Raw genomic sequence first — 26392 nt, forward strand, 5'->3', positions numbered from 1 at the left:
GACATCCGACGGCATGCCACTCCCTGACGAGGACTTCCCCCTCAACAACCCCGACCTCGGCGTGCCATGGCAGGCAGTCGTGGCACGCATGGATCTCGTACGAGTTGCCATCGTCGTCGAACGCCTTGAGATCGACGGAGCCGACCGGCGCTCGGTAAGTGACGTCCTGCTGCGGATCGGAGGCTTCTGCCATGTCGGCCAGTATCTACGAGTGCTCGGACGGCCCTTCGGGGCCGGGATCACGCGCCGGGATTTCGCTGCGGCAGTCCTTACATTCGACGGTCTGGAGCAGCGTCGTGAAGCGGATCCCGGAGATGCCGTAGGAGCCTTCGATACGGTAGCTCCCGCAGACCGGGCACGGCGTGGCCTGGAAGTCCTTGTCGCATCGCAGGCACCGGCGCGCTTCACGTCGCCTTCACCCGGCTCGATGATGGTGTCGTTGCTTCCACACCTCGCGCAGTGAACCTGGATCTCAGAGTGCGGGATGTGGCGTTCTGTCGGGCTTGTCATCGCTCGATGGTGTGACGGTGGGGCATTGCTGCCGGTCAGGCGTTCGGGGTTCGCTTGGGTTGTGGCATGAGCATGCGCAAGCCGTACCCGAGCGATCTCACCGATGAGCAGTGGGAGCTCCTCGAACCCGTGATCACGGCATGGAAGGCTCGGCATCCGTCAGTCAGCGGGCATCAGGGAAAGTACGCGATGCGGGAGATCGTGAACGCGATCCTCTACCAGAACCGCACGGGTTGTCAGTGGGAGTTCCTGCCCCATGACATGCCCCCGCCCGGAGCGGTGAAGTACTACTTCTACCTCTGGCGCGACGAGGGCACCGACCAGGACATTCACGATCTGCTGCGCTGGCAGCTGCGGGAGAAGCGGAAACGATTAGCCGACCCGAGCCTGGTGGTCCTGGACACGCAGAGCATCCACGTGGCCGTCGGAGTCCCGGCCACGACGACGGGCCGGGATGCCGCGAAAAGGGTGCCAGGCAGGAAGAGATGCCTGGCCGTGGACGTGTTGGGGCTCGTCGTCGCGGTCGTCGTGCTCGCGGCCTCCGCGCACGAGAACACCGCCGGCATCGCCCTGCTGGACCAGATCGCCGGGCAGAGCAGCAGCGTGAAGAAAGCCCTGGTCGACCAGGGCTTCAAGAAGAAGGTCGTCGAGCACGGCACGAACGTGGGCATCGACGTCGAGATCGTCGAACGCAACCCGGACGACAAGGGTTTCGTTCCGCAGGCCAAGCGATGGATCGTGGAGCAGACGAACGGGATCCTGATGTTCTACCGCCGTCTCGTACGCGACTACGAACACCGCCCCGCCTCCTCCCGCTCCCGCGTCTTCTGGGCGATGACCTCCGTCATGAGCCGCCGCCTCACCGGCCGCACCATCGCCTCCTGGAGCACCGCATGAGCGAGAACCCACAGGTCAAAGCCATCCTGGAACACATCGAAACCCGCGAGCGCGAACTGGCCGACCAGGCCGGGCAGTTCCGGGCCCGCATCGAAGAACTCACCCAGCAGCTCGGCGAACTCGACGCGGAGAGCGAGAACCTGCGCATCACCCGCAAGACCCTCCTCACTCTCCCGCTGCCCTCACCCGCCACCGAGCCGGACCGCCCCGACATCCCCGACCACCCCGCCTACCAGCAGATCCTCACCGCCCTGGCCGACGCGGGCCGACCGATGCGCGCCCGCGACCTCTGCCAGGCACTCGACCTGCCGATCCTCCCGAAGAACACCGAAGGCATCCGCTCCAAACTGAAACGCCTGGTCAGCCGGGGCATCCTCATCGAACCCGAACCCGGCTTGTTCGCCCGCCCCGACGCCTGAGGGCCACCCCCCACCCGCGACCAGCGGTCCTTTCCCAACCTCAACCACGAAACGGACAAGAGCTCACGTTCCGCACTCTCAAGACCTCCAGCAGCCGGTCCGCCACCGGTATCGGCCGTCCGCAGCGGGCCCGCCGATACCGGGACAGCCAGCGGACGTTCGCCATGAACACCGGCTCAGGCCGTCCACACCACTCGAACTCCCAGCCCACGGCTCGGCAGGCATGCCCGGTCGCGTCGAACGCCTCCCGCGTCGCCTCATCCATCTCGTCCGCGGCACGGACGTCAACGATGCGGACGCCGCCGTCGGACAGCCGGACGAAGTAGTCGGGAGCGTGCCGACGCTTGCGTGTGCCGTCGTGCCAGTGCAGCCAGAACGGCTGTGAGGCGAGCGCGACCACGTGTGGATCACGGTCCAGCAGGATCAGCCGGTCCCTCTCCAGCCACGACTCGTAGCCGACGTGATCCCGCATCGTCGACGAGTAGTACCAGCCGGCGAACCCATGACTGTCCTTGTGCCAGCTGAACTCCCGCACCGGGTCCACAGCCTCGAACGGCGTATCCCAGCTGGTCCCCAGCGATCGGCGTACGAGCGTGCCGTTGACGGAAAAGGCCAGGTCAAAGGCCGCCAGGGCAGCCTCGCCGAACACGCCGACAGGTGCCCCCACCACGTCCTCCGCGTACCAGTACACCGAATGATCAACCTGCGGTGGCACAAACTAGCGTTGATCATCCTTCGGTGGCAATCGATCAACGTTCACTGGCACAGGTCAGCTCCGCTGCCACCCGGGCTTTCTCACCGAAGGCCGCTGGGCGTTCTGCAGGTCAGCCGAGGCCCCGGATCGAGGCGTCGTGGTGGCCAGCGGAGACGGGCGTGTCCATCGGGTGCAGCCAGCGGACCGGGACGGTGAGCGCGGCGACCCGAGGTAACTCCACGGGTTCGCCGTCGGCATCGAGCAGCGTGCCGGTGACCTGGTAGCCGTGGCCGGGCGGCAAGCCGGCGGCCTCGACGCGTTGAATCCGCCTTGGGCGCCCCTGTCGGTGTGGAAAACGACGCCGCGAACCCGGCCGCCGCGGGCGGCCACGGCCCGGCCTTGAGCAGCCGGGCGTTCTCCGCTCGCAGCCGGGCCAGCTCCTCGGCCGTGTTCACGCTGCCATCGCGGCCCTCGGGCACGGCCCCGGCCTCGTCCTTGCGCACCCACGTCCGAAGCGACTCTGCGGTGATGCCGAGATCCGCCGCTACCGCCGCATACGTCCGCTGCCCGGCCGCGGCGCGGTAGAGCGCGACAGCGTCCTTCCTGAACTCCTCCGGATACGGAGACTTGCGTCCCACCTGGACATCCCTCCCTGGACCATCAAGATCCATTGTCAGGGTGTCCACTCCAAAGGATCAGCCTCACGTCGTCCCGGGCCGCGGCCACACCGGCTCCGCCCTTTCTCACTGCGAAGGCAAACTCCAGTGCTTGTCAGTGGACCACCCGCTCGCATGGGCGGATAATGACCGGCGGGAGGTATTATCCATGCGCGAAGACGCCGTAGAGGACGAACCCGGCCCGGCCGGCCAGGCCATCGTCCTGGTCGACGGCAGCGGAAGCATCACCGCATGGAGCGACGGAGCCCGTCGGCTCCTGGGCTACAGCGCCGCCGAGGCGGTGGGCCGAATGGCGCGTGATCTGCTCACCGCCGGGTTGCCCGACGCCGCACTGCGCGGCTGGGCGGTCCGGGAAGCGTGGGCAGCGACGGTACAGGGCAAGGACCGCGACGGGCATCGCGTGGACATGACCGTCCACGCGCAACCGCTGACTCGCGCCGACGGCGAAGTCCTGTGGATGCTCACCGCTGGCGACACCCGGCCACCTGCCCGATCCCGTGACGCCGAACCTTCCCGACTCGGGCAGCACAGCGGGCCGGAGACAGCGGACGGCACCGCCGAACAGTACCGCCGACGGCTCTCCATCATCAGCGAGGCCAGTCTGCGCATCGGCACGACACTCGACCTCAAACGCACCGCCGAGGAGCTGGCTGAGATCGCCACGGACCGGATCGCCGACTTCGTCGTGGTCGATCTGCTGGACGGCGTACTCGACGGCAACGACGTCGAGGCTGCGCCGCCCGGCCGCCTGGTCTTCTGCCGGGCCGCGCAGCGGTCTGTCCTGGAAGGGTGCCCCGAGTCGGTGGTTCCTGTCGGTCACAGGCTTACGCACCTTGATCAGTCACCGCCGGGTCGGGCACTGGCCACCGGCCGCGGATCCCGTCACCGGATCGACGAGGCCGCCATGAAGTGGTGGGCGGCAGATTCACCCGACCGCCAACGCCGCATGGAGAAGCACGGCATCCACTCCGTACTGATCGTGCCCCTGCAGGCCCGCGGCACCACCCTGGGACTGGCCATCTTCTGTCGCCACCAGACCCCCGAGCCGTTCACCGAGGAGGATCTGACACTGGTCGAGGAGCTCACCGGCCTGGCCGCCGTTTGCGTCGACAACGCCCGCCGCTACGCGCGTGAGCGCGCCACCGCCGTCGCGCTGCAGAGAAGCCTGCTCCCCCAGCATGTCCCCGCGCAAGCCGCAGTGGACGTCGCCAGTCGGTACCTGCCCGCCTGCGCTCAGGTGGGTGTGGGGGGTGACTGGTACGACGTCATCCCGTTGTCGGGCGCCCGGGTGGCCCTGGTCGTGGGCGACGTCGTCGGGCGCGGTCTGCGTGCCTCCGCAACCATGGGCCGCCTTCGCACCGCGGTGCACACCCTAGCCGATGTCGATCTCGCACCGGCAGAGCTGCTCACCTCCCTCGACGACGTGGTCCTGCGCCTGGGCAGGGAAGAATCGGCCACGGGCGACTTGGGCGACAGCGGAGAGATCAGCGCCACGTGCCTGTACGCGGTCTACGATCCCGTCTCCCGCCGTTGCACCGTGGCCAGTGCAGGCCATGTCCCGCTCGCCGTCGTCTCTCCCGAGGAAAAGGTCTCCTTCCCCGACCTGGCCGTCGGGCCGCCGCTCGGACTGGGGGGACTGCCCTTCGAGGCCGTGGAGTTCGACGTGCCGGAAGGCAGCGTGCTGGCCCTCTACACGAACGGACTGGTAGAGGATCTGGAGCGGGACTTCGACACCGGTCTCGCCATTATGCGCCACACTCTGGGGATGCACTCCGCTTCCCTCGAGCAGACCTGCGACCGCCTGCTGGAAGCACTTCAGAACGGTCGGCAGGCCGACGATGTCGCGCTGCTGCTCGCTCGTACCCGGGCCCTCGACGCCTCTCAAGTAGCCAGCTGGTCCCTGCCCGCCGATCCCGCCATCGTCGCCCAAGCCCGCAAGGCGGCCTCCGAACAACTGGTCAAATGGGGACTGGAGAACAATACCTTCACCACCGAACTGGTAGTGAGTGAGCTTGTCACCAACGCCATCCGCTACGGTGGCGGCCCCATCCAGTTGCGCCTGATCCGGGATGCCACTCTGATCTGCGAAGTCTCCGACGCCAGCAGCACCGCCCCACATCTACGGCGCGCACGTGTCTTCGACGAAGGCGGACGCGGATTGCTGCTCGTAGCCCAGCTCACCGACCGATGGGGGACCCGCCAGATCCCGAGCGGCAAGATCATTTGGGCCGAGCAGACCCTTGCCGGCGCGTCAGCCCAGGCCCGGTAGCAAAGTCACTCGGCGTCCATTCGAAACGCGTCCTTCCTTCGGTCGCCTGTCTGCACATGTCATCGCGGGCCGCACGGCCGGGCGGCGTCGAGAGCACACTGTCGGCTGCCGTGTGGTGCAGCACCGCCCGCCCGGATCTGCCTACTTTGCAGCCGGGCGTGGGATGTCGCTCGACAGGGACACGCCGCTACCACTCGCGCGAACCGCCTCCGCGCTGTGCTGACCGCCCCAGTGCGACCTGACGGGTGATCCAGTCATCGCCCTCATCCCCCCGTCGCCGTCATCCCCCACGGCGGCCGCCTCGGCGTCGACGTCGCGGTCGTCCGCCGCGGGCCCGGCCAGGAGTGCTTCAAAGTCCCGCGGCGCTGGGTCGTGGCAAGTGGACCAAGTGGACAAGTGGAGCAAGCGGCCCTTTGCCTCACCGGCAGCAGGCCGTTGCAGGGGGGCTTTCGGCTGGACCGGGGCCGGCACGTCCGGTCGCGGCAGCAGCACTCGGACGAGCTACCGTGTCATGCGGCTGGCCGAAGGGCACCCAGCTGCTGATTTCGGCCGGCGCGAGGGCCACTTCGGCGTGGGGGCCCACGGGCATGCCGGACCACAGGCGCGTGCTCCGCTGAACCTGCACGCCGAAGTCGATGACCGCGGTGATCGCGCCGCAGCTGACGCGACCACAGTCGATCACCACCTGGCCGGACACCCAATGGCACCCAGCAGGGGAAGCATATTCCCGAGAGACCAGTGCGTCCCTCGTCCGGGAACGCAGAGGTCGCGCCAGGTCACAGGGCAGGCTTCCCGGTCGTGTAGAGCCACTTCTGGAACAGGTCGTCGAGCCGCTGTCCCGAGATCTGCTCCGCGAGCCGGATGAAATCGCCGGTGTTCGCGTTGGCGTACCGGTGAAGCTTCGTCCAGGTCGGCAGGAGTTTGAAGAAGGCGGTGTCGCCGATGCGCTCGCGCAGCGCCTGGAGCGTCATCGCTCCGCGGTTGTACACGGCCGTATCGAACATGGTGTCCCGCTGTGGGTCGGCCACCTTGACCTGCCAGAACGGGTTGTCGGCGGCGCGGGCGCCGTACGCTGCGACGAAGGAGTCGTGTGCGGAGCGAGTGCCCCTGTGCTCGGCCCACAGCCACTGAGCGTAGGTCGCGAAACCCTCGTTGAGCCAGACGTCCTTCCAGCGCTCCACCGAGACCGAGTCGCCGAACCACTGGTGGGCCAGTTCGTGCACGATCGTCGTCTCGTTACGCACGGCGGAGTACGCGGGTTTCGACTGGACCTCCAGCGAGAAGCCGGCGTCGGACATGTCGTCCACGATGGCGCCGGTCTCCTCGAAGGGATACGGGCCGAAGATCTGTGACCAGTAGTCGGTGGCCTCGGCGGTGACGGCGTACACGTCGACGCTGGTGCTGTTGCCCAGCACGGGGTCGATCGCGACGTAGACCGGAATCCCCGACGGGGCCTTCCCGGTCTTCACGTCGAACTTCCCGATGGTCGCCGTCGCCAGGTACGTCGCCATGGGCTTCGACTCACGCCAGTGCGTGACGGTGGTGTCGCCCTCGTTATACATCGAGACGAGCCGCCCGTTGGAGACGGCCGTCAGGCCTTTGGGGGCCTTGATGCGGATGTCGTACGTGGCCTTGTCGGCGGGGTGGTCGCTGGAGGGGAACCAGGTGGAGGCGGCGTTGGGCTCACAGACGACGAACACGCCGTCGGCGGTCTTCATCCACCCGTAGGCGGAGCCGAAGAGGATGGGTCCGCCGAGGGGTTCGGGGATGCCGCCATAGGCGACGGTGACCGTGAACTCCCTGCCCTTGCGCAGCACGCCGGGCGGGGTGATACGGATTTCGTCGCCCGCGCGCGTGAACCCGGCACGTCTGCCGTTGACTTCGATCTTCGTGACGCCCAGTTTCTGGAGGTCGAGGTCGAAGGAGGAGAGGTTCTGGGTGGCGCGGGCCGTCAGTGTCGTACGGCCGTCGAGGCGGTCGGTGTCCGGGGCGTATGCCACGTCGAGGGCGTAGTGGCGGGCGTCGAAGCCGCCGTTGCCGAGCGAGGGGAAGTAGGAGTCGCCGATCCCTTCGGCGCCCGGGGTGGGGGCCGAGGAGGCGGAGATGACAAGGAAAGAGGCCGCCGCGGTCGCGAGGGCCCCTAAACGTGCCAGGCGGGAGAGTGCCATGGTCGTACCTTCAAACGTGCTGTTCATCAGATGGGCACGCCAGACTCTGCACTCTCCCCTTCGATCACGCCTACTAGGTTTCCGACCATGCATATAAATTGTTTCGGCCATCGGTGCGCCTTTGCCGGTTCATTTCCATGTCGGCTGTCACATTCCAGCAGCCCTTGATGAGCGTGACTGTCGCATTAATTTTTTCGACGGCCCGAGGGGGACAAGCGGTGACAGACAGGGGCCTTCTCAGCACAAGGCGAGGAAAGGCAGTCGAACCGTTCCGCGTTCGCGGCATCGTGCCGCTGGCACACGGCTCAGCACCGGACAGGACCACGGCGGGGGCGGTTGCCGGGTGTTGATCGAGCGGCTCCTCTGCCTGGCTGCACGGCTTCCCTCGGGCGCGCGTGCGCGGGAGACGACTGGCGGACGGCCACGCATTGCACCTTGAACTCGCCTGCCGGCTTACCGTCCACCGGAAACTCAGGTCACTTCGTGAGCCGCCGAGCAGAACGACTGGACAATACGAGCGACCGCAGCACCGAGCTCTCGGGCGAACCGTGTCTGTATTCGGCGCAGTCATCTTTGTGTTCCCGGATGCCCCGTGTCGGCACCCAATGAATGGCTGGTCCATGAGCGAGAGGGCTGGTGTGCGGCATGCGCCGCAGCGGTGCCACGCACTGCCTTGTACTACAGCCGGAGATTGAGCTTCCCCCGAGATGCGGAGTGAGTTGACAGGGGGTCAGATGGGACTCATGAGAGGAACATCGACCATGGCTGCCCCCAGAAAGTACTCGCTGGAGTTGCGTGAGCGTGCGGTACGGATGTACCGCACCGCCGATCCAAAGCCGCAGATCAAGAAGCTCGCGGTCGACCTCGACGTGCATCCGGAGGCCCTGCGCGGCTGGATCCGCCAGGCCGAGGCGGACTCCGGCGAACGCGACGACCGGCTCACCACCGACGAGCGCGCCGAGCTCGCCGCGCTGCGCAAGGAGAACGTCCAGCTCAAGCGGGCGAACGAGGTCCTGCGGACGGCCTCGGCTTTTTTCGCGGCGCAGCTCGACCCGACCCGGCCCAGGTGACGGCGCTCGTTGACGAGCACCCGCACCTGGGGGTCGAGTGCGTACTCCGGGAACTCTCCATCGCCTCCTCGACGTACTACCGCTGGCGTCGTGCCGAGCGCGAGCCGTGCGAACGCCGACGCCGCGACGTGGAACTCACCGAGCAGATCAAGGAGATCCACGCCGGCTCGGGCGGGATCTACGGCTCACCGCGCGTGCACACCGTGCTCAAGCGCGAGGGCGTCCACGTGGGCCGCAAACGGGTCGAGCGGTTGATGCGCGAGGCCGAGATCGCGGGGATCAGCCCACGCCGGGGCGGCTTCACGCGCCGCGATCCCAAGGCCACACTCGCCCCGGACCTGGTCGAGCGGGACTTCACCGCACCCGCGCCGAACCGGCTGTGGGTCACCGACCTCACCATGATCACCACCAGCGAGGGGCCCTTGTGGCTCTCGGCAATCCGGGACGCGTTCTCCCGCCGGGTGGTCGCCTGGGAGACCTCCGCCCGCGCGGACGCCGACCTGGTCCTGACCACCCTCGAGTACGCCCTCGCGAGCCGGGAAGTCGAACCGGGCAAGCTGATCCACCATGCGGATCACGGCTGTCAATACACATCCGTAAAGCTCACAACCCGACTGCTACGAGCGGGAGTTGAAGCATCCATGGGCTCGGTCGGGGACAGCTACGACAACGCTCTCGCGGAGAACCTGTGGATGATCATCAAAACGGAGTGCATCCGCGGGCAGATACAGGCGGCGGTCGATAAAGGCATGTCCGGCGGTGGTGGCGTAGGTGAGCATCACCATGGCCTGGCAGTTGCGGACATCGCCGGTCAGCCCGCAGTGCTGGAAGGCCACCCCGACCGATCTCGTGCCCTTCTTCTGGGCCTGGGTGTCGTCGATGACCAACGAGGCGTCGGCATTGCCCAGGTGCGTGATCACGTAGTCGCGGACCGCGTCGCGCAGCCGGTCGGCGTCCCATACCGAGCCTCGGCATCCCACTCGGCTATCTGGTCAGCCGTCACACCCAGCATCATGCCCGGTCAACGACGCACCGCAGGCTCCGTCACAAGATCTCCGGCAGTAGTACTTGGTGGACCCGGTCGTCGACGTTGCGCCGCATCACGGTCAGGGACAGCCGGAGCAGGGCAAGCGCTGCGGTGTCAGGGCATCCCGCAGAAGGCGGCCAGGCCGTGCGGCGCGTGCGTGGTTCAGATCACCGGCCGCACCACCTGGGCCGTACTGCCGCACGCGGTTGCGTCCGGGAACCGCGCCCCTTCCTGGCGGCCGTCACCACCGTCCAAGTCCGCACGCCGCCGGGACGGCTTCCGGCGCCGCCAGTGAGCGGCGTCACGCGCCTCACTGAGCCCGACCGCCCACACCGACCGGCTTTGTTGACGCATTAACCATTTTGCTCGTAAGGTTTGGTTAATGCCTCAACCAATGGGGCGGTCGGCCGCGTACCGCAGGCGAACGATGCCGTGTCCGCACGCGCACGTTCCAGATCACTGGCCGGCTTTCGAACCGCTTGGAGACATCAATGGCCACCCTTCTGCACATCGACGCGTCTGTGTTCCCCAGCGGAGCCTCCTCCTCCCGTGCCGTGACAGGGACCTTCCGCGCGGTCTGGGAGGACCAGCACCCGCAGGGCACCGTGATCTACCGCGATCTGGCTGTGAACCCCGTCCCGCACATCAGCGCCGCCGCGCACACGGCCGGGTTCACTGACCCGGCAGCGCACACCCCGGACCAGGCGGCCGCCTTCGCCGAGCGTGTCAAGCTGATCGAGGAACTCGAGCAGGCGGATGCCGTGCTGATCGGCGCTCCGATGTACAACTACTCGATTCCCTCGACGCTCAAGGCCTGGCTCGACAATGTCATTCTGATCGGCCGTACCGCTGCGGTGGAAGAGTCGAAGCTCAAGGGCACTCCCGTCACCGTCGTCGCCAGCCGCGGCGGCTCCTACGCGCCGGGCACCCCCCGCGAGGGCTACGAGTATGTGCAGAACTACCTCGCGGCGATCTTCACCGACACCTTCGGCATGGACCTCGAGTTCGTCGTCCCCGAGCTCACCATGGCCCCGCACAACCCGGCCATGAGTACGCTCGTCCCCCTTTACGAGGCCTCCCGCGAGCGCGCGCTCCAGGACGCGGCCGCCAGGGCCAAGGAAGTGGCGCAGCGCTTCGCGGCATGATCGCGGCCTGGGCCGACAGCCGGACCGCCCAGGCCCACAACCCCAAGCTCGTGCAGCCGCAGTGGGTTACTCCTTCAGGCCGCATGAGCCGGCCGCACAGCTCTCCCTGCCCTTTCGCGGCCGGGGCTGTGCGGCTCTCTGTCCGGCTGGCTGGGTTCAGCCAGTCCGATCGAAGCTGACCCGCTTCGCCGCCTCCCACAACATGCGACTGGAACAGGAATATGGCTACGCACACGCGATACGCAATCATCGGTACCGGGAACATCGGTTCCGCCCTGGCGATTCTCTTTGACAGGGCCGGCTTCGATGTCTCCATCGCCAACACCCGCGGACCGGAGTCCATCCCCGATTTCGGAGCCACGGTGCACGCCGTGACGCTCGAGGAAGCACTCGAATCGGACATTATTTTCATAGCCATCCCCTTCCTTGCAGTGGAAGACTTCGGTAAGAAGCTGCCGAACTGGGACGGCAAGATCGTCATCGATACCACGAACGCCTTCTATGCACCGAACGCCGAGGCAGTGCTCAAGGGTCGCCTGTCGTCGGACTTCGCCGCCGAGGCGCTGCCGGGCGCAGTCATCGTGAAGTCGTTCAACCAGCTTCCGGCCAAGACCCTCGCCGCCGAAGTCCCCAGCGCTCAGGGCAAGCGCGTGATCTTCGTCTCCAGCAATTCCGAGGACGCAAGCGCCGAGGTCGCGCGGCTGGTCGAGCAGCTCGGTCTCGCAGCTGTCGAGCTGGGCAGGATCGACGAGGGCGGCCGCCTGATCCAGGCGCCGAACGCACTCGTGCTCAGGAACCTGGTCGAGCAGCCCTTCGCGTGACCGGGCGGACCAGCCGACTCACGCCCCGCACGCAGACGATCCGTGCCCGCGGCGAAGAACCCCTGCACCACGTAGATTTCCCGCTCCGGCAGAAACCAGCCTGACGGGGGCACGCTCGTTCCCTACCGGCATGCCCCCTGAAGGTACTCACTGAAAGGTCATACTCATGTACATATCCGCCGCTGTTCTCAGCGTGCTTCTGGCCCTGGTGGCACTGGCCGCTGGAACGCCCAAAGCGCTGCTGAAGGGCAGCGTTCCCGCCCAGCTGCAATCGCCCGGAGGGCTGAGTGCCTCGCTGGTCCGTTTCATCGGACTGGCCGAGGTGGCCGCCGCCGTTGGCCTGGTCGTCGGGCTCTTCTGGCAGCCTCTCGGCATTGCCGCAGCGGCCGGGTTCGCCGTTCTGCTCGTCGGAGCCGTGCGCTTCCACGCCAAGGCCGGCGACTACGCCAGCCCCGAAACCCGCGGCAACGCGATGGCTCCGATCATCCTCACCCTGGTTGCCATCGCTGCTGCCGTGACCCTGACCCTCGCCATGTGATGTCCTCCGAACACGCCCTGCCCTCTTTCGCCCCCGCAAGAGCGGCGCGACCATCGGCCAGGTCGAGGCCATCGGTGACGGTGTAACCACTGTCATGGACTGGTGTCACGGCGCTCAGACCCCCGAGTACGCCGACGCCGCGGTCGACGCCCACTTCGATCTCCCCGGCCGTACCCGCTTCGGCTACGGCAACCTCTTCACCAACGATCCTTCCTGGGTGTACAGCGGCGACGTGGACCGCATGCTCAACGCCAGATTCAGCTCACCCGACCAACTCGTCACCATGCAACTCGCCCTCGACGCCGTCAGCCTGGTACCGAACCTGACCACCGCGTTCCGATACGCCAAGGAGCGCAACCTGGCAGTCAGCAGCCACGTCGGCATCTTCGGCGTAACCGGGGACGACAGCATCCGCTTCCTTGCCGACAACGCCTTCCTCTCCCCCACCTCCACCCTGGTCCACGCAGCTACGCTCTCCGACGACTCCTACCGTCGTATCGCCGACAGCGGCGCTCATCTGTCCATCTCCGCGGAGAGCGAACTCAACGCGGGACAGGGCTATCCGCCCACCGGAGCCGCACGTCGCTTCGGTCTCCCCGTCTCGCTCTCCATGGACACGGTGGTGTGGTGGAGCGGCGACATGTTCTCCGCCATGCGTGCCACACTCGACGCCGACCGGGGACTCGCCTTCCTCCGGGCCCATGAGGCCGGCAACGGGATCGAGCGCAACGAACTGCGCGCCGCCGACGTCCTGCGCTACGCCACCCTCGGCGGCGCCGAGGCTCTTGGCATGGCGGACCGCATCGGTTCTATCACTCCTGGGAAGCTGGCGGACCTGGTCCTGCTCCGCCGTGACACTCCCGCCATGACTCCGGTCAGCAATCCGATCGGCCACGTGGTCTTCCAAGCCGGCCGCGGCGACATCGACACCGTCATGGTCAACGGCAAGGTGCTCAAGCACCAAGGCGTCCTGCTCGGCCACTACCTCGATCGGGCCCGACGCCTGGCCAGCGAGTCCCTGGACCACCTGAAGTCCGAGATCGGCGACGCCGAATGGAACAAGGCGATCGGCACCGCTGATTGATACCTGACCGCAGGCAGCATTCAGGCACGCTTCCCACGTGCAGGGCCACCCGTCACCACCGGGGCCGTCCGTATCACCACTGGATGCGGACGGCCCAGTGCGGCGTCACCCAGAAGACGTCCTCGCCTCGGACAAGAATCCGGCGCAAAGGACCCACTGTGGTGATCACGGACTGCGCCGTCCCACACGCTCCTGGGCGCCCGAAGTCCCCCTCCGCCACGGATCACCCCGGGACACGACCTGCTGCACACCGCAGCCTCGAAAGGAAAGCACAACCTCATGAACGCGGCACACCTGCGCGAGCGACTCATCGGTGCCTGGAGGCTCGTCTCCTACGAGACCCGCAGAGTCTCCGACGGATCGGTCGACCACCCCTTCGGAAAAGACGCCCTTGGGCTGATCCTCTACACGCCGGACGGTTACATGTCCGCGCAGCTCATGGCGCGTGGTGCTCAGCCCTTCGACCAGGCCGATCTGCACCGGGCCAGCAACGCGGAACTGGCCCAGGCCGCCCGCCACTATCTCGCCTACTCGGGACCGTTCGAGGTGAGTGAGGACGGCCGCCTGACCCACCACATGTCCGTGAGTCTCTTCCCGAACTGGCTCGGCCAGACCCAGGAACGCATCGTCACACTGACGGATCGCCTTCTGCAACTGACCACCACGGCCCCCCTCCTGAGCGAAGGCCACCTGTGCGAGCCCTACCTGATCTGGGAGCGCGTCTGACGGGAGGGCACCGTCCGGCGACGGCGGTGTGCGGACCCATGCCCTGGGGCGTCGCGGTCGGCGTCGGCTCGTCGGCGTCCTCGGCGAGGGCCGGCGAGTCGTTACCGGGGTCCACCTCGGTGGAACCGGCCGACTCGGTGCGTCCGGTCGCCGGTGGTCGGGTCCGCGCCCGCAGCGATCGCGAAAGCAGGCACACAGGGGGCAGTGGACCTCGTTGTGGTTACGTGAGCGCGACACCACCTCTTCTCGCCGCACAACTGGTGCAGGCATGGACCGACATACAGCGCCACCACCCCGAACTGCCGGATCTTGTCGCACCGGAGTCCCTGATCGGAGAGTCGTCGTCCGTGTGCGGCCGCGAACTCTCTTTCGAGTGACTGTTGCATGAGGCGGTCCACGGCATCGCGGCCGTCCGCCGAGTACGCGATACATCCCGGGCCGGCCGCTACCACAACCGCAAGTTCCTCGCGATCGCCGAGGAACTGGGCCTGCAACAGCCCGGGGAACCACACCCGAGCAGCGGCTTCTCCTCGGCCGAACTCACCCCCGCCACGCAGCGGCGCTACCGCCTCACCATCCTACGCCTCCAAGCCGCACTGGCAAGCCACTCCGTGGCGATGGCCGCGGACACCGCCCGCACCTTCGGCGGGCCGGCCGCCCGGCACAGTCTCTCCACAACCGGCGGCCGCGTGAGAGCAATCTGCGGCTGCGGCCGCAACGTTCGCATCGTTTCGTCGGTCCTGGCCCGGGTCCCGATCGTCTGCGGCGGCTGCGGAAAGGTGTTCCGCGTCGAGGACATGGCGAGCTGAACGTATCCCCGCCGCAGCAACCGTACTCGAGCAGCGCGGCCGCCCACCAGCACCGTCGCAAGGGGCCCATGCCTCCGCCACGCCGAACGGCTCGGTGCTGACCGGTGTGGGCTCGGCGACCCCCACAGCCGGGCCGAAGCCATGGGCACTCGGGTGCCCCTGATACACCGGCAGGCACCTGCGCGCCGCCTACGGTGCACGGGCACCGACAGCGGACAAGGTGTCACTCAACTGCCAACCGCTTACAGAGATGTCAGCACGTGCGACTCGGCACGTCGCCTGCGTTCCGCATAATTCAGCGGCATAGAGTCACGAATCTGTGGTCTGACCTGCGCGGACATGGGTGAGGGAGCCTGAGAGGCGTTTCTCTAGGTGCTGGTGTTCGTGCTGGTCAGCGGGGTGTGGGTTCGAGGGCGATGATCTGCTTCGGTGTGGGGATGTCGAGCTTGGCCAGGAGGTCGGTCTGGGGCTTGGTGAGGGTGGTGACCTGCTGGAACAGACCGGTGGGGCCAGTGAACGTGCCGAGGTGGAGCCGGTCGAGTTCGCGGCGGATGGTCGGCCAGGTCGCGCCGGTGGTGGTCTCGGTGATGCGGATCAGCAGCAGGGCGAGCCAGCAGAGGATGACGTGTGCGCGTGTGCGTTCCTCGAGCCGGTGATAGACGGGCCGCAGGTCGATGATCTGCTTCATGTCCCGCCAGCCCCGCTCGACTTCGAGGAGTTGCTTGTAGCCGAGGGCGATGTCCTCGGCGGACAGGTGCAGGTCGGAGCATCGCAGCAGGTACTTGCCGTCGAGGTTCTCCTCGGCCTTGATCTTCGCGGTGTCGATGCGGAGCTTGCCGGCCGGTGTGGTGCGGAGGTAGCGGTTGAGGCCGGGCTTGTCGGCGATCTTGCCGCGGAGTTCGCCGCGCTTGAACTCGCTGAGCTTGTCGGTGTCTTCGATCAGGAGGGTGAGCTGGGCGACGAGCTGGTCGCGTATGTGCTGGTCACGGGTGGCGGCTTCGGGGTTGTGGCAGATCACGAACCGTTCGGTGTCGGAGATCCGGACCTCCTTGACCCGCATGTTCTGGGCGATCTCGCCGTAGCGGCCCTGGCGGGACAGGGCGGCCTTCACCTCCGGGCTGCCTGAGCGGAGTTCCTCGCCGACGATGTAGGCGTTCTCGCCCTGGCGGAGGTAGCGGCGGTTGCGTTCGCTGGAGAATCCCCGGTCGGTGACCCACACGATCTTGCTCAGGGTCCAGTCCCGCATGTCGTCCTTGACCTGCCGGATCAGTTTCTGGTCACCGGTGTTGCCGGGCCAGGACCAGAAGCGGACCGGGATGCCGTCCCTGGTGACGGCCATTCCGATCACGATCTGCGGCAGGTCGTCGCGGGAGTCCTTGGACTTGCCGAAGGTCCTAAACCCGGCCTGGTCCGGGGCGTCACCGCTGTCGTCGGCGTCGGCAGGGGTGTCGTCTGCGGCGGGCAGGAGGCGGCCCTTGTCGTCGCGGGCGACGGGCTCGTCGGCTTCCTCCAGTTCGAAGTAGGTGCTGGTGGTGTCGAAGAACAGCAGGTCGACCTCGAGGTTGAGAAGGTTCGCGACCTCGTCGAACACCCGTTTCTCCAGGTCGTCCTGGACTTCGTGGAGCCAGTCCATTGCCCGGTAGCAGGCGTCGTCGTCGGTGGCCGGCAGGCCGTCGACATGCACGTCGTGCGTGACCCAGTCCGCGGCGGCCAGCTTCGACGACGGGGCCAGGGCCCGGTTCGCGCCCATGGAGAACAGCACCCGCTCGGTCACCGACATGTCCCGGCGTCGGGTCAGCTGCCGGCACCGGTGCACGGGTCCGTGAGCGGTTCAGCGCGGCGGGCCGAGGATGACGCCGCCGTAGAGCTCGGATGCTTCCGCCAGGAGGGACTTGGGGATCTCGAAGCCGTCGGGGCGCGGGGTGGTGAGGTCGCGTCCGGCGTGGCGGAACATGCCCTCGATGCCGCCAGGCGTGGCGATCATCAGAAGGTCGGCGCGGTCGGAGGTGATGCGGTAGCCGTGCGGGACGTTGCGGGGCAGGTAGACGATCCCGCCTTCGCTCAGTTCGTGTTCCTCCTCCCCGGACCACACCAGGGCCGTGCCCTTGATCAGCATGAACACCTCGTCCTCGCGGGTGTGCAGGTGGAACGGCGGGGCTTCGCCCTTGGCGACGTCAAAGCGGCCCACGGTCAGCTTGCCCTCGGTGGCTTCCTTGTCGAGGAGTACGGAGAACGTTCCCCCGTCGAGCCATTCCAGCTTCTGCTGCTGTTCGGGCTGCGCCAGATAGGCCATGGTCATCGGGGACCTCCAAGGAAACTCCAGCCTTCGGGCCGGGGCGGAATCGGACTCCTGCGGAGCGGGACAAGGGGCTGGGTGTGTTCGCCTCGTGCATACGCCGGGCCAGGCCGCCCGTTGGTGCTGTGGCGCTCTTTCCGGCCCTGCCGCGGGTGCCGTGCAGTGGATCTCGGGGCCGGTCCGAGCTGATCGTCCGTCGGGGCTGGAGTCCGTGGGAGGCCGGCCTCGAGGACGGGTTCCCACGGGTTCAGCTTGATCGGACCGACCGGGTGCCGCTGCTTCGGGCCGTCACCCGGCCCGGAGCAGCGCCTGCGCGCTGTTGTGCTGTGCTTCGATGACGTGAACGCACCGGTCGAGGGCGGCCACCATGTAGCGGCGCCAGAGCGGGGTGAAGGGGCCGGCGAGGATCCAGCGGCGGCCGGGCAGCGGCTTGAACTCGTAGGTCCAGCGGATGAGTGTGCCGTCGCCGTCGGGGTTGACGTTGAACTCGCCCCGGATGCCGACCGCGAGGCGGGAGAGGACGTTGGTGAAGCCGGTCAGCTGGTAGGCGAAGCTGGAGCCCGGTACGTACTCGGTGAGTTCTTCGTCAGCCTGGGAACCGTCGTCGAACTGCGGGCTTCTTCGTGGGCCCGCGTGGTCCCAGGCCTCGGTCTGGTTCTTCACGCTGCTGATGCCGGGGAACGGGGCCACCGGGCGGAAGACGGTGGGGAGGTCAATGGGCGCCAGGATGTGGAAGGCGTCCCGGGGTGCCGTGCGGGTCCGCTGCTGGACGGTGATGGTGACGGTCTTGTCGCCTGGGCCGATGAGGAGTGTGGTCATGGTTCAGCTCTCCGTGGTGGGGAGGATGCGGTAGTCGGTGTAGCCGCCGTGGAAGGTGGGCGGGTCGGGCTCGTTGAGCGGGGCGCCCGTGCGGGCGCGGTGGGGCAGGTCGGGGGTGGCCAGTGCAGTGGCGCCGGCCGAGACGGCGTCGGCCAGACGGGAGTCGAGGTCGGCGAAGCGGGTGCCGCCGCGGTCGCCGATCAGTGCCGTGGAGGAATCCCTCGTCGGAGCCATGGATGAGGTCCAGGTAGGCGAGGCCGAGCGGGTCGAGGGAAGGGGCTAGAGGGAGGCGAGGACGCGGACGCGGTCGGCGATGGCGCGGCGAGCGACGTCGGTGGTGAAGGCGATGGAGTCGTACTCGTGCGGGACGCCGGGGTGCAGGTGGAACTCCACAGGGACGCCGGCCCGGCTGAGCTTGGTCGCGTAGGCGAGGTCCTCGTCGCGGAAGGCGTCGAGCTGGCCGACCTCGATGTAGGCCGGGGGCAGCCCGGTCGCGTCCTCGAGACGGGCGGGAGCCGCCGTGGCGGGCACGTCCGGCCTGCCCGCCGCGTCGCCGAGCAACGCCGGCCACGCGGTGCGGCTGTCGTCGTAGGACCACAGGAGGTATGGCTCGATGTGCGGGTCGGGCGTGGTGGTGCGGTCGTCGAGCATCGGCATGAGCAGGATCTGCCGGGCGATTGCCGGACCGCCACGCTCCCGGGTGAGGATCGACAGAGCCGCGGCAAGTCCGCCTCCGGCGCTGTCGCCCATCACTGCGATCCGGCCCCGGTCGACGCCTAGTTCGCCAGCGTGTTCGTGCAGCCAGCACAGGGCGGCGTAGGCGTCCTCGACCGGCGTCGGGAACGGATACTCGGGGGCCCGGCGGTATTCGACCGACAGCATCGGCACGCCGCTGGCGGAGACGTAGCGCGAGACCGGTCCGTCGAACAGGTCGATGTGGCCGAAGATGTAGCCGCCGCCGTGGAAGAACAGCACCGCCGGCCCTGCTGCGGCGCCGGTCTTGGCGTACCAGCGCATGGTGATCTGTGTGCCGTCGTCGGCGGTTGCGTGGTGCTCGGTGGTCGTGACGTCGGTCGGGATCGGCTGGGCCGCCGAGGCGGCACCGATGATCGGCTCCCACATGGCGCGGCGGGCGGGCACGTCGCCGACCGCCGGGGGTGTGGCGTGGGCCATGGCCTCGGCCATGGGGGCGAAAACCTGGGCGAACTCGGGGTCGAAACCGAGTGACATGGCTGTCCTATCTTTTTGGCTCATGGGTCTGAGCTGGTGTGATGCGTAGGAGCGGTGTGGCCCCAGCAGGATTCGGCTGTAGCTGGCATGAATTGCTGGGGCTGCGCTCTGCCAGGTCCGGCAGAGCGCAGCCCCCCGCGATGGCTCGACCGCTTGTAGGGAGACGCGACGCGATCGCCGTGCCGAAGAAGGCCGCCTAGGCGAGAGAAGCGACGGTGGGAAGGACGAGGACCTTCCCGGAGAACGCGCCTTTTGCGGCCTCCGCGTGCAGCGCCGGCAGCTCGGCCAGCGGCACCCGTCGGGCGATGTCGACGTGCAGCGCTCCGGAGTCGACCAGCGTCACCAGCCTCGCAAGCTGCGCGGCGTCGCTGTTGACGAAGAGGTTGACGCCGCGCACGCCGCGTTCCTCGTCGGAAGGCGCGGGCATCCACACCGTGGTGTTCACCACGATGCCGCCGTCGCGGACCACGGAGGTCAGCGCGGCCAATTGCATCGGATCGACCGGCGCGAGGTTGAGCACGACGTCGACCAGCGCGGACAGCTCGGGGACCCCGTGGCCGAACACCTCATCGGCACCCGCCGTCCTGACGCGTTCGCTGCTGCGCGGCCCGGCCGTGGCGATCACGTGTGCGCCGGCGTGCTTGGCCAGCTGGACGGCGTAGCCGCCGACCGCGCCGCCCGCACCGTTGATCAGCACCCGTTGGCCAGCAGTGAGCTTGGCGTGGTCGAAGAGGGCCTGCCAGGCGGTGAGCCCGACCAGCGGCAGGCCGCCCGCATCGGCCAGCGGGATGCTCGCGGGCGCTGCCGTCAGCAGCCCGGCCGGTGCGAGCACGTACTCCGCCGCCGCGCCGGCACCGGTCATCGGCAGGAAGCCGACGACCTGGTCACCCGCCCTGACCCTGTCCGCGCCCTCGCCCAGGGCGTCGACCGTGCCCGCGACGTCGATGCCGGGGGTGTGCGGCAGGGTCACCGGGATGGGGCCCTTCATGAAGCCCGCGCGGATGTTGCCGTCGACCGGGTTGAACGACGTCGCCGCCACCCGGATCCGCACCTCCCCGGCTGCGGGGACCGGCTGTTCCACGTCCTCGTAACGCAAGACGTCCGGAGTGCCGTACTCATGGAAACGTACTGCTTTCATGACAAATGCCACCTTTCATGGCAGAGAAGATGCTTCGAATCTGAAGCATCGTGAGACCCGGGCACACCTCGACTTCGAGGCAGTGCCTTCAGGTGTGTGAGGGACGACAGCCGCTAGACGGCGGTCAGGAGCTGAAGCTTGCCGTGGCTCGGGGAACCGGGCACGGCGGTGAACACCAGCAGCGTCTGACACTGCTCCGGATCCAGTAGCATCTCGGCGTACAGCTCCAGCTCCCCCAACTCGGGGTGCAGGTAGCGCTTGAGGTCGTGATGGTGGGTCACTCCCACCTCGTGCAACCGCCAGATGTTCGCGAACTCGGAACTGGCCTCCAGCAGCGCCGCGACGATCTCGCCGGCCCTCCCGGTGGGATCCGCCGTGTACGCGTCCCGGATCTCCGCGGCAAAGACCCTGCCCCGTATCGGATGGTCCTCGACGGGGTACAAGCCACGAACCCGCGGATCACCGGTGAACCAACGGTAGACCAGGTAACGGGACATGCCCGAGTACTGGGTGTAGTCACCGAGCAGGGCGACCGCCGGGGGCGTCTGCAGCAACGCCTCGCCGAGCCGTGACAGCACGATGGCGGGCACGTCCGAGAGGCCGGCGACGATCCGCGTCATCGTGGGACCGATGTAATCGTCCCGCGGGATCCGCCGCGGCGCCGGGTTCCCGCCCAGGATGAAGAGGTGGTCTTGCTCGCTCTGGTTGAGGCGCAGCGCCCGGGCGAGCGCGACAAGCATCCGCTCCGACGGCGCCGGACCCCGCTGCTGCTCGATTCGGCTGTAGTAGTCGGCCGACATCCCGGCCAGCACCGCCACCTCCTCGCGCCGCAGCCCGCCGGTGCGGCGCCGCTGCCCGCGGGGAAGCCCGACATCCTCCGGCTGCAACGCCTGACGACGCGCTCGGAGAAAATCCGCCAGCAACGCCCGGTCCATCGTCCGACCTCCTCTGTTCGACAGGACAATCTTGACGCGAACCGGAGACCGGATGAAGGGCAGTTCTAACCCCGGACAAGTTGTCCCTGGCTAGTAGGGCTTGGTCATGTTGGTGCGCGGTCTGGCGTGTCGCGGTGACAGGTGGGGCAGGCGCCGGTCCAGATCGCGAGGAGTATCTGCAGCTCGCGGACGACTCGGTAGAGGCTCAGGCCGACGCCGTCTCTTTTGGGGATCGGGTCATCCGCTGAAGGGTGCAGAAGGCGTGAGCGACCGAGACGAGGGTGACGTGGTGGTGCCAGCCTGGCCAGGTCCGGCCGTCGAAGTGGGCCAGGCCCAGGGCCTGTTTCATCTCGCGGTAGTCGTTCTCGATGCGCCATCGGAGCTTCGCGGTGCGCACGAGGACCGGCAACGGGGTGGTCTCGGGCAGGTTGGAGAGCCAGAACTGCACGGGCTCGTCCTGGTCGGCGGGCCATTCGGCCAGCAGCCAGCGGACCGGAAGCCCGGTGCCGGCCGTGGCCTTGCGGATCTCACGTCCGGCGGGCCGGACCCGCAGGGCCACAAAGCCGTCCAGCACCCGCCGTCCCGCGTCCGCCCCGGCCAGCCGGTCACGGAACTCCGACAGCACCGAGAAGTCGAAGCCCGGATCGTCCAGTGCAAGCCCGAGCGCGTACTTGAAGTCGATCCTGGCCCGCACTGCTTCAGCGGCCTGCCAGTCGGTCAGACCCTCCACGAACTGCAACACCGACACCAGCGCCAGCCCGCCCGGCGACCAGGCTGGCCTGCCCCGCGCCGGGAACAGGTCCGCGAACTCCTCGTCCCTGAACAACGGCCCCAGCTCGTCCCGCACCCGGATCGCCAGGCTCCCCTTCGGGAACGCGGCCCTCGCCACCCGCACTGTCTCCGCCGGAATCTCCCCAGATCCCTTCGGCTGCATCGACATCCGCACCCACCCCATACGACAACGTCGGCCTTCAAGACCACAACCGGGTCCTCCGTGGCTGTCAGCGTCGGAGCGTGCTGCTGCCGCGGGACGGGCCGGGTCGCTGTGGCGGGGGTGCGGGTGATGGCGATGACCGTCTCGTTGACCGCGACCGCGTGCGGGGCACCCGAGCGGGCCGCACCACGCGCGGTCCCGCCCATCTCCCCGACCAGCCGGTCCAGGACTTCGGCGGCCGCGTCCAGTCCGAGCGGCGTCAGGTTCCAGAGCTTGTTGCCGTCCCGGGCGCTGCCCTCGGAAACGGCGAGACCGTGCCGGGCCAGATCCAGGGCCGCGTTCCGGAACGCCTTGTTGTCCTTGTGGCCCGGCGCCATCAGCCGGTGCATCTGATCGGCGGTCGCGAGCTTCAGCACGCCGAGCGCGGCCAGCACGTGTGCGCGCACCGCGCTCGTGGACCCGTACGGTTACGTCCGCGACCCACCCACCCCCAACCACTCCTCTCAGCCTTGGGTTGTTCACGGCCTGCGCACTTGGTGCCCTCGGGCACCAGTAGCGCCGAATAATGGCTCTGACCTGCGCAAACCAGGGGCAGGCCACTACAGGTCCCGGTAGGGGAGTTGGTAGGGGGAACGGTAGGGGCCTCGGTAGGGCACACCCGCCCCTGCCCACCGCAGTGCGCGCTGCGCTCTGCGCGCTGGTACGGCGAAGACTGCGCAGCCGGATCTCGATCCACGCTGAGGGCACCTCCGTTGCTCTAGCGGCTGTGGCCGGTCCTCACGGCGACGGATCCGGGACCAGCTGGTGAGTGCCGGCCGTGGCGCCGGACCCGCCGCCACTGAGGGATGTACAGACGGCCCCCACCGGGGCGGGCGGGGGGGGCGTCCGAACGGCTCTCACCGTAGACACGACCGCCCCCACCACAACACCCCGACCAGGCGCATCACTTTCCGGCCCAACCCCCCGACCACGGCCTGCCAGACAACGACCACAACCCCCACCACAGCAGGTCAACGCCCTGCCAGACCGCTCGTGCCCAGGACCAAAAATCTTCTGTGCACCGTCCGGCTGGTGGTGGGGTTGCGCGGCTAACAGGCCGGGGGTGCAGGGGGGCGCCTGGCTGAGGAAGGCGCGCTCCGGCGGGGCGCCTCCCGCTTCGACCTCCGCTCCGGGGAGACCGACGCGACCACGACCGATCTTGCGTGGCCCGAGCGACAGCAAATACTTGGCTAGCCACATGTTTGCTGTTACGTTGGTTATGTGTCCAGCCACCTAAATGGGTGGGGGCATGAGAGGAGTCGTCATGAAAGCCATCCTGTTCGACCGTTTCGGAGGCACGGAAGTGCTGCGCGAGGCGGACATCGAGGTCCCGCAGCCCGGCCCCGGGCAGATCCGCGTCCGCGTCAAGGCGGCCGGGCTGAACGCGCTGGACGGCAAGATCCGCTCGGGGGCCCTGGAGGCCGTGTTCCCCACGCCGCTTCCCTCCGTCCCCGGTCACGAGCTCGCCGGCGTGGTGGACGCCCTGGGGGTGGGCGTGCGGGACGTGCAGGTGGGTGACGAGGTGCTGGGCTGGTCGGACACCGGCTCGTACGCCCAGTACGCGCTGGCCACCATCGTCGCCCGCAAGCCCGCCGGCCTCGACTGGCAGCACGCGGTCGCGCTGCCGGTGGCGGGCGAGACGGCCGAGCGGGTCCTGAACCTGCTCGGAGTCAAGGCCGGGGAGACCGTGCTGATGCACGGCGCGGCCGGAGCGGTCGGAACCCTGGCGGTCCAGCTCGCCACGGCCCGCGGAGCGCGTGTCATCGGCACCGCCGGCCCCGCCAACCAGGACTACCTCGCCTCGCTCGGCGCCACCGCGACCGTGTACGGCGAGGGCCTGGTCGAGCGGGTCCGGGCGCTCGCCCCCGACGGCGTGGACGCGGTGTTCGACCTGGCCGGGAAGGGAGCCCTGGAGGACTCCATCGCCCTGCGCGGCGGCACCGAGCGCATCGTCACCATCGCCGACTTCCGCGCGCACCAGCTCGGCATCACCTTCGCCAGCGGTGGCCAGGAACGCTCGGCCGCCCGTCTGGCCGCCCTGGCGCAGGATGCCGCGACCGGCAAGGTCGTCACCACCGTCACTGCCTACCCGCTCGACCAGGCCGCCACGGCCCAGCAGGTCAGCGACGCCGGGCATGTGCGGGGCAAGCTCGTCCTCACCCTCGACTGATCACGCCCGCCTCTCCTTCCGCCACGCCCTCCCGCTTTACCGATCACCACCTGTTCATCACCGCACCGAAGGACCATTCATGCTGAACGCTCTGTGGACACCGACCACCGTCGGTGGCATCTCCCTGCCGCACCGCCTGGTCATGGCCCCCATGACCCGTGACCGCTCCACACCTGAAGGCGTACCGACCGAGCTGAACGCCGAGTACTACGCCCAGCGGGCCTCGCACGCGCTCATCATCACCGAGGGAACCCAGCCCTCCACCGACGGCCAGGGCTACCTCCTCACCCCCGGCATCCACAATGACGAGCAGATCGCCGGGTGGCGCAAGGTCACCGACGCCGTGCACGCGGCCGACGGCCGGATCGTCATCCAGCTGATGCACACCGGACGCATCGCCCACCCCGACAACACCCCCCACGGGCGCCAGCCGGTCGCCCCTTCGGCGATCCGGCCGCAGGGCCAGATGTTCACCGCGTCCGGACCCCAGGAGATGCCGACACCCCGTGCGCTGTCGACGCAGGAGGTCGCCGCGACCGTCGACGACTTCCGCCGCGCCGCAGCGGCTGCCGTCGCGGCAGGCGCCGACGGTGTGGAGATCCACGCCGCCAACGGCTACCTGGTACACCAGTTCCTGTCCGACAACACCAACCAGCGCACCGACCGCTACGGCGGCTCCCTCGACAACCGAATCCGCTTCGCCGTCGAGATCGCCGCTGCCGTGGCCGACGAGATCGGCGCCGACCGCACCGGCCTGCGCATCTCCCCCGGCAACCCCTACAACGACATCGCCGAGTCCGACACCGCCGACCTGTATCCGGCACTCCTGCGCCCCCTCAGCCCGCTCGGCCTCGCCTACCTCCACGTGATGCACGCGGGCGACGAGGAGCTGCTGGGCACCCTGCGCGCGCTGTGGCCGACCACGCTGATCCTCAACCGGGCCGGCACCGACCTGCCCACCCGCGCCAAGGACATCGACCACGGCACGGCCGACCTTGTCTCCGTCGGCGCCCTCGCGCTCGCCAACCCGGACCTGGTCGAGCGGCTACGCTCTGACGCGCCGCTGAACACCCCCGACCCGGCGACCTTCTACGGCGGCGGAGTGGCCGGCTACACCGACTACCCCACCCACACCGTCTGAGGAACCGAACCATGCCCGCCCCCACACCCCACACCCCCAGCACGGCCAGCGAGGGGCCGATGAGCTACGCGATCTTCCAGCTCGCCCGCGCTCACCGGGCCCGCGCCGCTGCCATGCTCCGGGAGATGGACCTGCATCCCGGACAGGAACTGCTGCTGATGCACCTCCTGGACCGGGACGGCCAGACCCAGTCCGAGCTGCTCGAAAGCGTCGGCCTGGACCACTCCACCGTCTCCAAGTCCCTGCGCCGCATGCAGGACGCCGGCCTGCTCATCCGCGAGCCGGCCGAACACGACCGGCGGGTCATGGTCGTCCACCTCACCGAGAAGGGCCGTGCCATGCGCGAGCCCCTGGCAGCCATGTGGCGGGCCCTGGAGGAGACCTCCGCGCTGAACCTGTCGGCGCAGCAGGCAGAGTCCTTCGTCCGTATCGCCTATGCCATCGCCGACGCGATCAACAGCCGTGCTCTTCCGCGGGAAGAGTCCGAGTAACTCCCCTCGGCTTGCACCCCGGTTCCGGTCTGGAGTGCGGATCGTTTCCGGCGTTCCTGCGAAGTGGACAGAGCTGCAGCGCACTCGGCTCACGAAGGCCCGTGCTGAACGGAGCCAGGATCCCCGGCTGTCGGAAGAAGCCCGGTGAGCCGAGCCGGCGGATGTGGCGGAACACGCCCGCTCACCCCCGTACGTCAGGGAGAACGGGGTGAGCGGGGCCCAGCGTCCAAAGCAAGCACGAGCTGTCCCGGTGCAAGCGGGACGGAACTCATTCGGGGGGGAGGGCAACACCCCGCGGGGCCGGCGAGCCCTTCCCCGTCGTCGGCTGGCCGCACATCGAGGACG

General features: G+C 68.3%; 25 protein-coding genes and 5 pseudogenes. 15 read left to right on the top strand and 15 right to left on the bottom strand.

What is annotated here, in order from left to right; all coding sequences use genetic code 11:
• The first annotated feature begins 13 nt into the window (after window positions 1–13).
• From OG819_RS50835 to OG819_RS50845, 3 genes are all read left to right on the top strand, one after another.
• Entirely contained in the window at window positions 14–463 is a 450-nt protein-coding gene (locus OG819_RS50835) for a hypothetical protein (RefSeq protein ID WP_266656679.1), read from the top strand.
• Window positions 464–576: 113 nt separating this feature from the next.
• Window positions 577–1407 (top strand): IS5 family transposase, encoded by an 831-nt coding sequence (locus tag OG819_RS50840; RefSeq protein WP_266656681.1) that lies wholly within the window; start codon window positions 577–579, stop codon window positions 1405–1407.
• Complete coding sequence (locus tag OG819_RS50845) at window positions 1404–1826, top strand: hypothetical protein (protein WP_121413219.1); 423 nt, start codon at window positions 1404–1406, stop codon at window positions 1824–1826. The genes OG819_RS50840 and OG819_RS50845 overlap by 4 nt, the downstream gene beginning before the upstream one ends.
• Window positions 1827–1866: 40 nt before the next feature.
• On the opposite strand, the gene OG819_RS50850 is transcribed toward OG819_RS50845, so the two are convergent.
• The 3 genes and pseudogenes from OG819_RS50850 to OG819_RS50860 all read right to left on the bottom strand — a co-directional run.
• Window positions 1867–2517 (bottom strand): TnsA-like heteromeric transposase endonuclease subunit, encoded by a 651-nt coding sequence (locus OG819_RS50850; RefSeq protein ID WP_323139467.1) that lies wholly within the window; start codon window positions 2515–2517, stop codon window positions 1867–1869.
• Between the two features lie 133 nt (window positions 2518–2650).
• Window positions 2651–2821, bottom strand: coding sequence for a hypothetical protein (locus OG819_RS50855; RefSeq protein WP_266657476.1), 171 nt, complete (start codon window positions 2819–2821; stop codon window positions 2651–2653).
• Between the two features lie 103 nt (window positions 2822–2924).
• Window positions 2925–3158, bottom strand: a pseudogene (locus OG819_RS50860) (transposase); the annotation flags it as partial.
• A 187-nt stretch (window positions 3159–3345) separates the two neighbouring features.
• Here OG819_RS50860 and OG819_RS50865 point away from each other — a divergent pair.
• Complete coding sequence (locus OG819_RS50865) at window positions 3346–5466, top strand: SpoIIE family protein phosphatase (RefSeq protein WP_266656684.1); 2121 nt, start codon at window positions 3346–3348, stop codon at window positions 5464–5466.
• A 776-nt stretch (window positions 5467–6242) separates the two neighbouring features.
• Here the strand turns inward: OG819_RS50865 and OG819_RS50870 are convergent.
• On the bottom strand, window positions 6243–7634 hold the full coding sequence (locus OG819_RS50870; protein ID WP_266656689.1) for a M1 family metallopeptidase: 1392 nt from the start codon (window positions 7632–7634) through the stop codon (window positions 6243–6245).
• Window positions 7635–8395: 761 nt separating this feature from the next.
• Between OG819_RS50870 and OG819_RS50875 the strand changes: the two genes are divergently transcribed.
• Together OG819_RS50875 and OG819_RS59365 are read left to right on the top strand one after the other, a co-directional pair.
• Entirely contained in the window at window positions 8396–8704 is a 309-nt protein-coding gene (locus OG819_RS50875) for a transposase (RefSeq protein ID WP_266656691.1), read from the top strand.
• Window positions 8701–9369 (top strand): annotated as a pseudogene (locus OG819_RS59365) (IS3 family transposase); the annotation flags it as partial. The gene OG819_RS50875 and the pseudogene OG819_RS59365, both read left to right, overlap by 4 nt.
• Here the strand turns inward: OG819_RS59365 and OG819_RS59370 are convergent.
• Window positions 9322–9684 (bottom strand): transposase, encoded by a 363-nt coding sequence (locus OG819_RS59370; RefSeq protein WP_331760890.1) that lies wholly within the window; start codon window positions 9682–9684, stop codon window positions 9322–9324. The pseudogene OG819_RS59365 and the gene OG819_RS59370 sit on opposite strands and share 48 nt — an antisense overlap.
• A 538-nt stretch (window positions 9685–10222) precedes the next feature.
• Between OG819_RS59370 and OG819_RS50885 the strand changes: the two genes are divergently transcribed.
• The 6 genes and pseudogenes from OG819_RS50885 to OG819_RS50910 all read left to right on the top strand — a co-directional run bounded on the left by OG819_RS50885 (window position 10223) and on the right by OG819_RS50910 (window position 14854).
• Complete coding sequence (locus tag OG819_RS50885; RefSeq protein ID WP_266656695.1) at window positions 10223–10876, top strand: NAD(P)H-dependent oxidoreductase; 654 nt, start codon at window positions 10223–10225, stop codon at window positions 10874–10876.
• Window positions 10877–11097: 221 nt separating this feature from the next.
• Window positions 11098–11697: an NAD(P)-binding domain-containing protein gene (locus OG819_RS50890; RefSeq protein WP_266656697.1), complete on the top strand. Its 600-nt coding sequence runs from the start codon at window positions 11098–11100 to the stop codon at window positions 11695–11697.
• A gap of 193 nt (window positions 11698–11890) precedes the next feature.
• Complete coding sequence (locus OG819_RS50895) at window positions 11891–12235, top strand: DoxX family protein (RefSeq protein ID WP_266656699.1); 345 nt, start codon at window positions 11891–11893, stop codon at window positions 12233–12235.
• A gap of 52 nt (window positions 12236–12287) precedes the next feature.
• Window positions 12288–13319, top strand: a complete 1032-nt coding sequence (locus OG819_RS50900; RefSeq protein ID WP_266657420.1) for an amidohydrolase family protein — start codon at window positions 12288–12290, stop codon at window positions 13317–13319.
• 279 nt (window positions 13320–13598) lie between these two features.
• A complete protein-coding gene (locus OG819_RS50905) occupies window positions 13599–14045 on the top strand; it encodes a lipocalin-like domain-containing protein (RefSeq protein WP_266656703.1) in 447 nt (148 codons plus the stop codon).
• 224 nt (window positions 14046–14269) lie between these two features.
• Window positions 14270–14854 (top strand): annotated as a pseudogene (locus OG819_RS50910) (hypothetical protein).
• Window positions 14855–15245: 391 nt separating this feature from the next.
• Here the strand turns inward: OG819_RS50910 and OG819_RS50915 are convergent.
• The 10 genes and pseudogenes from OG819_RS50915 to OG819_RS59375 form a co-directional block, all read right to left on the bottom strand.
• Entirely contained in the window at window positions 15246–16628 is a 1383-nt protein-coding gene (locus tag OG819_RS50915; protein ID WP_266656705.1) for an IS1634 family transposase, read from the bottom strand.
• Between the two features lie 57 nt (window positions 16629–16685).
• The gene (locus OG819_RS50920) at window positions 16686–17153 is read right to left on the bottom strand and encodes a cupin domain-containing protein (RefSeq protein WP_099945715.1); all 468 of its coding nucleotides are present in this window, start codon (window positions 17151–17153) and stop codon (window positions 16686–16688) included.
• 285 nt (window positions 17154–17438) lie between these two features.
• The gene (locus OG819_RS50925; RefSeq protein WP_266656707.1) at window positions 17439–17969 is read right to left on the bottom strand and encodes an SRPBCC family protein; all 531 of its coding nucleotides are present in this window, start codon (window positions 17967–17969) and stop codon (window positions 17439–17441) included.
• Between the two features lie 3 nt (window positions 17970–17972).
• The gene (locus OG819_RS50930) at window positions 17973–18203 is read right to left on the bottom strand and encodes a hypothetical protein (RefSeq protein ID WP_266637086.1); all 231 of its coding nucleotides are present in this window, start codon (window positions 18201–18203) and stop codon (window positions 17973–17975) included.
• Between the two features lie 45 nt (window positions 18204–18248).
• Window positions 18249–19199, bottom strand: a complete 951-nt coding sequence (locus tag OG819_RS50935; protein WP_266656709.1) for an alpha/beta hydrolase — start codon at window positions 19197–19199, stop codon at window positions 18249–18251.
• Window positions 19200–19395: 196 nt separating this feature from the next.
• A complete protein-coding gene (locus OG819_RS50940) occupies window positions 19396–20337 on the bottom strand; it encodes an NADP-dependent oxidoreductase (protein WP_266637082.1) in 942 nt (313 codons plus the stop codon).
• Window positions 20338–20450: 113 nt separating this feature from the next.
• Window positions 20451–21272 (bottom strand): helix-turn-helix transcriptional regulator, encoded by an 822-nt coding sequence (locus OG819_RS50945; RefSeq protein WP_266656711.1) that lies wholly within the window; start codon window positions 21270–21272, stop codon window positions 20451–20453.
• Between the two features lie 205 nt (window positions 21273–21477).
• Window positions 21478–21768: pseudogene (locus OG819_RS50950) on the bottom strand (transposase); the annotation flags it as partial.
• Window positions 21769–21801: 33 nt separating this feature from the next.
• Window positions 21802–22098, bottom strand: a pseudogene (locus OG819_RS50955) (transposase); the annotation flags it as partial.
• Entirely contained in the window at window positions 21990–22652 is a 663-nt protein-coding gene (locus OG819_RS59375; protein ID WP_353962883.1) for a replication-relaxation family protein, read from the bottom strand. The pseudogene OG819_RS50955 and the gene OG819_RS59375, both read right to left, overlap by 109 nt.
• An 857-nt stretch (window positions 22653–23509) precedes the next feature.
• Between OG819_RS59375 and OG819_RS50960 the strand changes: the two genes are divergently transcribed.
• From OG819_RS50960 to OG819_RS50970, 3 genes are all read left to right on the top strand, one after another.
• Window positions 23510–24415, top strand: coding sequence for an NADP-dependent oxidoreductase (locus OG819_RS50960; protein WP_266655873.1), 906 nt, complete (start codon window positions 23510–23512; stop codon window positions 24413–24415).
• Window positions 24416–24494: 79 nt separating this feature from the next.
• Window positions 24495–25556: an alkene reductase gene (locus OG819_RS50965; RefSeq protein ID WP_266656713.1), complete on the top strand. Its 1062-nt coding sequence runs from the start codon at window positions 24495–24497 to the stop codon at window positions 25554–25556.
• A gap of 11 nt (window positions 25557–25567) precedes the next feature.
• The gene (locus tag OG819_RS50970) at window positions 25568–26047 is read left to right on the top strand and encodes a MarR family winged helix-turn-helix transcriptional regulator (RefSeq protein WP_266637076.1); all 480 of its coding nucleotides are present in this window, start codon (window positions 25568–25570) and stop codon (window positions 26045–26047) included.
• Window positions 26048–26392: the final 345 nt, after the last annotated feature.

The organism is Streptomyces sp. NBC_01549 (genome assembly GCF_026339955.1).
In the GTDB taxonomy this organism is placed as follows: domain Bacteria; phylum Actinomycetota; class Actinomycetes; order Streptomycetales; family Streptomycetaceae; genus Streptomyces.

What these genes read in the sequence shown, in the direction of transcription:
- OG819_RS50835 (WP_266656679.1), top strand. Translation starts at nt 14, where the DNA reads ATGCCACTCCCTGACGAGGACTTCCCCCTCAACAACCCCGACCTCGGC.
- OG819_RS50840 (WP_266656681.1), top strand. Translation starts at nt 577, where the DNA reads ATGAGCATGCGCAAGCCGTACCCGAGCGATCTCACCGATGAGCAGTGG.
- OG819_RS50845 (WP_121413219.1), top strand. Translation starts at nt 1,404, where the DNA reads ATGAGCGAGAACCCACAGGTCAAAGCCATCCTGGAACACATCGAAACC.
- OG819_RS50865 (WP_266656684.1), top strand. Translation starts at nt 3,346, where the DNA reads ATGCGCGAAGACGCCGTAGAGGACGAACCCGGCCCGGCCGGCCAGGCC.
- OG819_RS50870 (WP_266656689.1), bottom strand. Translation starts at nt 7,634, where the DNA reads ATGGCACTCTCCCGCCTGGCACGTTTAGGGGCCCTCGCGACCGCGGCG.
- OG819_RS50875 (WP_266656691.1), top strand. Translation starts at nt 8,396, where the DNA reads ATGGCTGCCCCCAGAAAGTACTCGCTGGAGTTGCGTGAGCGTGCGGTA.
- OG819_RS50885 (WP_266656695.1), top strand. Translation starts at nt 10,223, where the DNA reads ATGGCCACCCTTCTGCACATCGACGCGTCTGTGTTCCCCAGCGGAGCC.
- OG819_RS50890 (WP_266656697.1), top strand. Translation starts at nt 11,098, where the DNA reads ATGGCTACGCACACGCGATACGCAATCATCGGTACCGGGAACATCGGT.
- OG819_RS50905 (WP_266656703.1), top strand. Translation starts at nt 13,599, where the DNA reads ATGAACGCGGCACACCTGCGCGAGCGACTCATCGGTGCCTGGAGGCTC.
- OG819_RS50920 (WP_099945715.1), bottom strand. Translation starts at nt 17,153, where the DNA reads ATGACCATGGCCTATCTGGCGCAGCCCGAACAGCAGCAGAAGCTGGAA.
- OG819_RS50925 (WP_266656707.1), bottom strand. Translation starts at nt 17,969, where the DNA reads ATGACCACACTCCTCATCGGCCCAGGCGACAAGACCGTCACCATCACC.
- OG819_RS50930 (WP_266637086.1), bottom strand. Translation starts at nt 18,203, where the DNA reads ATGGCTCCGACGAGGGATTCCTCCACGGCACTGATCGGCGACCGCGGC.
- OG819_RS50935 (WP_266656709.1), bottom strand. Translation starts at nt 19,199, where the DNA reads ATGTCACTCGGTTTCGACCCCGAGTTCGCCCAGGTTTTCGCCCCCATG.
- OG819_RS50940 (WP_266637082.1), bottom strand. Translation starts at nt 20,337, where the DNA reads ATGAAAGCAGTACGTTTCCATGAGTACGGCACTCCGGACGTCTTGCGT.
- OG819_RS50945 (WP_266656711.1), bottom strand. Translation starts at nt 21,272, where the DNA reads ATGGACCGGGCGTTGCTGGCGGATTTTCTCCGAGCGCGTCGTCAGGCG.
- OG819_RS50960 (WP_266655873.1), top strand. Translation starts at nt 23,510, where the DNA reads ATGAAAGCCATCCTGTTCGACCGTTTCGGAGGCACGGAAGTGCTGCGC.
- OG819_RS50965 (WP_266656713.1), top strand. Translation starts at nt 24,495, where the DNA reads ATGCTGAACGCTCTGTGGACACCGACCACCGTCGGTGGCATCTCCCTG.
- OG819_RS50970 (WP_266637076.1), top strand. Translation starts at nt 25,568, where the DNA reads ATGCCCGCCCCCACACCCCACACCCCCAGCACGGCCAGCGAGGGGCCG.